The organism is Actinomadura roseirufa (assembly GCF_900659635.1).
Lineage (GTDB): Bacteria > Actinomycetota > Actinomycetes > Streptosporangiales > Streptosporangiaceae > Spirillospora > Spirillospora roseirufa.
Genome location: NZ_CAACVB010000387.1, coordinates 1 through 5561, shown reverse-complemented (window position 1 = coordinate 5561; position 5561 = coordinate 1). Strand labels below are relative to the sequence as shown.

At 76.6% G+C, this 5561-nt stretch carries 2 protein-coding genes; both read left to right on the top strand.

Annotation, left to right across the window (positions count from 1 at the left end):
* On the top strand, nucleotides 1-290 hold a 290-nt coding region (locus E1291_RS42790; protein WP_165495497.1), incomplete at its 5' end, for a hypothetical protein.
* Between the two features lie 13 nt (nucleotides 291-303).
* Nucleotides 304-5561, top strand: a 5258-nt coding sequence (locus E1291_RS38465) for a type I polyketide synthase (protein ID WP_131742966.1), incomplete at its 3' end; no start/stop codon positions are given.

The window sequence follows — 5561 nt, the reverse complement described above, 5'->3', positions numbered from 1 at the left end:
CGGACGACGCGGCGGCGCCGGCCCGGGGCGCCGCCGGGCGGGACGGCGCCGGGCCGCTCCTCGGCGAGCTGGCCCGGCTGGAGTCCGCGCTGTCGGGCGCACTGGCCGGGCCCGGCCTCGACGAGGGCGGGTTCGGTGCGGTGACGGCCCGCCTGGAAGACCTCCTGACGACGTGGAAGCAGGCCCGCGGGCCGGCGGACGGCGACGGGGCCGAGGCGGCGGACCTGCTGCGGTCCGCGTCCGCCGAGCAGGTCCTCGACTTCATCGACAACGAGCTTGGAGTGTCCTGAATGGTGGCCCGCCATGGCGAATGAAGAGAAGCTGGTCGACTACCTCAAGCGCGTCGCCGCCGACCTGCACGACACCCGCCGGCGGCTGCGCGAGGCGGAGGAGCGCAACGCCGAGCCCGTGGCCGTGGTCGGCATCGCCTGCCGGCTGCCCGGCGGGGTCGACTCGCCCGAGGCGCTGTGGCGGCTGGTGTCCGGCGGCGGGGACGCGATCGCCGGGTTCCCGGCCGACCGCGGCTGGGACCTGGACGGCCTGTACCACCCCGACCCGGCCCGGCCGTGGACGAGCTACGTCCGCGAGGGCGGCTTCGTGGACGACGCCGACAAGTTCGATGCCGGGTTCTTCGGGATCAGCCCGCGCGAGGCGCTGGCGATGGACCCGCAGCAGCGGCTGCTGCTGGAGACGTCCTGGGAGCTGTTCGAGCGCGCCGGGCTCGACCCCGCCGCGCTGAAGGGCAGCCGGACGGGCGTGTACGCGGGCGTGTCCAGCGAGGACTACCTGTCGGGGCTGCCGCGCGTCCCCGAGGGTTTCGAGGGGCACGCCACCACGGGCAGCCTCACCAGCGTCATCTCGGGGCGCGTGGCGTACACGTTCGGGCTGGAGGGCCCGGCGGTCACGGTCGACACGGCGTGCTCGGCGTCGCTGGTGGCCGTCCACCTGGCGTGCCAGGCGCTGCGGCAGGACGACTGCACGCTGGCGCTCGCGGGCGGCGCGCTGGTCCTGTCGTCCCCGCTCATGTTCACCGAGTTCTCCCGGCAGCGCGGCCTGGCGCCGGACGGGCGGTGCAAGCCGTTCGCGGCGTCGGCGGACGGCACCGGCTTCTCCGAGGGCGTCGGGCTCGTGCTGCTGGAGCGGCTGTCGGACGCGCGCCGCAACGGGCGCCGGGTGCTGGCGGTGATCCGCGGCTCGGCGATCAACCAGGACGGCGCGAGCAACGGGCTGACGGCGCCGAACGACGCCGCGCAGGAGCGGGTCATCCGGCACGCGCTCGGCAACGCCCGGCTCGCGGCGGCCGAGGTGGACGCGGTGGAGGCGCACGGGACGGGGACGCGGCTGGGCGACCCGATCGAGGCGGGCGCGCTGCTGGCCACCTACGGGCAGGACCGCCCGGCGGACCGTCCGCTGTGGCTCGGGTCGGTGAAGTCCAACATCGGGCACACCCACGCGACGGCGGGCGTGGCCGGGCTGATCAACATGATCATGGCGATGCGGAACGAGACGCTGCCCGCCACCCTGCACATCGACGAGCCGACCTCGCACGTGGACTGGTCGTCGGGCGCCGTGCGGCTGCTCACCGAGCCGGTGCCGTGGCCGCGGGGCGACCGTCCCCGGCGCGCGGGCGTGTCGTCGTTCGGGATCTCCGGGACGAACGCCCACCTGATCGTGGAGGAGGCCCCGGCGGAGCCCGAGCCGGACGCGGCGCCTCCCGGCGCGGGGCCGCGGGTCGTCCCGTGGGCGGTGTCGGCGCGGTCCGAGGACGCGCTGCGGGCGCAGGGGCGGCGGCTGGGCGCCTTCCTGGACGGCCGGGAGGGCGGTGGCGACGGCGCGGACGCGAGCCCGGCCGAGGTGGGCTGGTCGCTGGTGACGACCCGGTCGGTGTTCGATCACCGTGCGGTGGTCGTGGGCGACGACCTGCGCGCGGGGCTGGACGCTCTCGCGGCGGGCGAGGCGCATCCGGGGCTGGTCACGGGCCACGTGGTCGGCACCGAAGCGGTGCTGGTGTTCCCCGGCCAGGGGTCGCAGTGGGCGGGAATGGGCGTCCGGCTGCTGGAGGAGTCGCCCGTCTTCGCCAAGCGGATCGCCGAGTGCGAGGAGGCTCTGGCGCCGTACGTGGACTGGTCGCTGACTGAGGTGTTGCGCGGGGACGGTTCCGAGCTGGCCCGGGTGGACGTGGTGCAGCCCGTGCTCTGGGCGGTGATGGTGTCGCTGGCCGCCGTGTGGTCCGAGTACGGCGTCGTCCCCGCCGCCGTGGTCGGGCACAGCCAGGGCGAGATCGCGGCGGCGTCCGTGGCCGGGGCCCTGTCCCTGGAGGACGCCGCGAAGATCGTGGCCGTCCGGAGCAGGGCGCTGCGGCGGCTGTCCGGCGGCGGCGCCATGGCGTCGCTCGGCGTGGGCGCGGAGGACGCCGGGCGCCTGCTGGAGTCGGTCGAGGGCGTGTCGGTGGCGGCGGTGAACGGGCCGTCCTCGACGGTGGTGTCGGGTCCGCCGGAGCAGGTCGCGGCGGTGGTCGCGGCGGCGCAGGAGCGGGATCTGCGGGCGCGTCTGATCGATGTGGATTACGCCTCGCATGGTCCTCAGGTCGATCAGATCGCCGACGAGCTGGCCGAGGCGCTGGCCGGGATCGAGCCGCGTGGTGCCGAGGTGGCGTTCTATTCCACCGTCACCGGTGCCCGCATCGACACCACCCAACTCGACACCGCCTACTGGGTCACCAACCTGCGACGTCCGGTCCGCTTCGCCGACGCCATCGACGCCCTCCTGGGCGACGGCTACCGCGTCTTCGTCGAATCCAGCCCGCACCCGGTCGTGACGGTGGGGATGGCGGAGACGTTCGACCAGGCCGGGGTGACCGCCGCCGCCGTCCCGACGCTGCGCCGCGACGAGGGCGGCCTCGACCGGCTCGCGCGCTCGCTCGGCGAGGCGTTCGCCGCCGGCGCCGACGTGGACTGGGCGGCCTGGTTCCCGAACCACCCCGCGCCGCGCGTCGTCGACCTGCCGACCTACGCGTTCCAGCGGACGCGGTACTGGCTCCCCGACCGCGCCGCCGCGCAGGCGGGCACCGGATCGGGGCACCCGCTGCTGCCGGTGTCGGTCGGGCTCGCCGACGGCGGGCGGATGCTGACCGGCCGCGTGCCCGCCTCCGGTGACGGATGGACGTCCCAGCACGTGGTGGGCGGCACGACCCTGCTGCCCGGCGCGGCGCTGGTGGAGTGGGTGCTGCGGGCCGCCGACGACGCCGGGTGCGCGGCGGTGGAGGAACTGGCGCTCAGCGAGCCCGCCGTGCTCCCCGCGTCCGGAGCGCTTCACGTGCAGGTCCTCGTGGACGCGGCGGGCGAGGACGGGCGCCGCGAGGTGCGCGTGTACTCCAGCCCCGACCCCGACGCCCCCGAATGGACGTGTCACGCGACCGGGACGCTCGCCCCCGAGGCCGTCGCGCCCGCGGCGGAGGCGGCGTGGCCGCCGCCGGGAGCCGAGCCGGTGGACATCGGCCGCTTCTACGAGGACGTGGCGGCGGCGGGCTACGACTACGGCCCGGCCTTCCGCGGCCTGCGGGCGGCCTGGCGGCGGGGCGCGGACCTGCTCGCCGAGGTGACGCTGCCGGATGACGCCGGTGACGCCGGCGGCTACGGCGTCCACCCCGCGTTGCTGGACGCGGCGCTGCACCCGCTCCTGCTGGCGGGGGAGCCCGGCGACGGGCGGCTGTGGCTTCCGTTCAGCTGGTCGGGCGTGTCACTGCACGCGGCCGGGGCGGGCACCGTCCGCGTCCGGATCTCCCCGCTCGGCGACGGGCCGGAGCAGGGCGTGCGGATCGCGCTCGATGACCCGGCGGGCGCGCCCGTCCTCACCGCCGAGTCGGTCGTCCTGCGCCCGGCGAGCGCCGACCGGCTGCGGCGCGCCCCCGACGGGCTGTTCGCCCTGGAGTGGACGCCGATGCCGGAACCTTCCGGCCTGCCGTCCGCCGATGACTGGTCGACGCTGGGCGACCTCGGCGACGGCGCGGCGGTGCCGCCGGTCGTCCTGGCCCGCGTGGACGTCCACGACGGGCCGGACCCGGCCGGGGACGGCGCCAAGGCGACGGTGGAACGCGTGCTCGGCCTGCTGCAGGAGTGGCTGGCCACGCCCCGGTTCGCCGACGCGCGGCTGGCACTGGTCACCCGGAACGCCGTCGCGCCCGACCCCCTCGACGCCGCGTCCCCCGACTCCGCCTCTCTTGACCTGGGCGGCGCCGCCGTCTGGGGGCTGGTCCGCAGCGCGCAGTCGGAGAACCCGGGCCGGTTCGTCCTGGTCGACGCCGTCGAGGACGCCGGCGGCACCGGGATGCCGCCCGCGGTGATCGAGGCGGTGCGGTGGTCGCTGGCCGGGGACGAACCGCAGGTCGCGGTCCGCGACGGCCGCGTTCTCGTGCCGCGCTGGACCCGCGCCGGAGCACCCGTGGAGATCGCCGCACCGGACGGCGAGCGGGCGTGGCGGCTGGTCCCCGGGACGGACGCGACCCTCGACGGGTTGGCCGCGGTACCGGCGCCCGAGGCGCTGGAGCCGCTCGGCTCCGGCCGGGTGCGGGTTGCGATGCGCGCCGTCGGGGTGAACTTCCGGGACGTGCTGATCGCGCTGGGGATGTACCCGGACAAGGGCGCCCGGCTCGGCACCGAGGGCGCGGGCGTGGTGCTCGGCACCGGACCGGGCGTAACAGGCCTGGCGCCCGGCGACCGGGTGATGGGGGTGTTCGACGGGGCCTTCGGCCCGGTCGCGGTGACGGACGCGCGGACGCTGGCCCCGGTCCCGGACGGCTGGGACTTCCGCCGGGCGGCGGCGGTGCCGGTGGCGTTCCTCACCGCCTGGTACGCCCTGGTGGACCTGGCCGGGCTGCGGGCGGGCGAGTCGGTGCTGATCCACGCCGCGACGGGCGGGGTGGGGACGGCGGCCGTGCGGATCGCGCGCCATCTGGGCGCCGAGGTGTTCGCGACGGCCAGTCCCGGCAAGCACGCCGTCCTGGACGAGATGGGGATCGACGAGGCGCACCGCGCGTCGTCCCGCGACCTGGACTTCGAGGGGAAGTTCCGCGAGGCCACCGGCGGGCGGGGCGTGGACGTCGTCCTCAACAGCCTGGCGGGCGAGTTCACCGACGCGTCGCTGCGGCTGCTGAAGGACGGCGGACGGTTCGCCGAGATGGGCAAGACCGACGTCCGCGACCCCGCGGACCATCCGCGGATCTCCTACACGGCCTTCGACCTGCTCGCCGACGCGGCGCCGGAGCGGCTCGCCGCGATCCTCGGCACGCTCGCGGACCTGGTCGCGGCCGGGTCGTACGAGCCGCCGCCCGTGCGGGCGTGGCCGCTCGGCCGGGCGCGCGAGGCGTTCGGGTTCATGAGCCGGGCCCGGCACACCGGCAAGCTCGTCCTCGACGTGCCCGCCGCCCCGGATCCCGCGGGCACGGTGCTCGTCACCGGCGGCACCGGCACCATCGGCGCCGCGGTCGCCGAGCACCTGGTGCGCACCGGCCAGACCGCGCGGCTCGTCCTGGCCGGGCGCCGCGGCCAACTGCACGCAGGTGC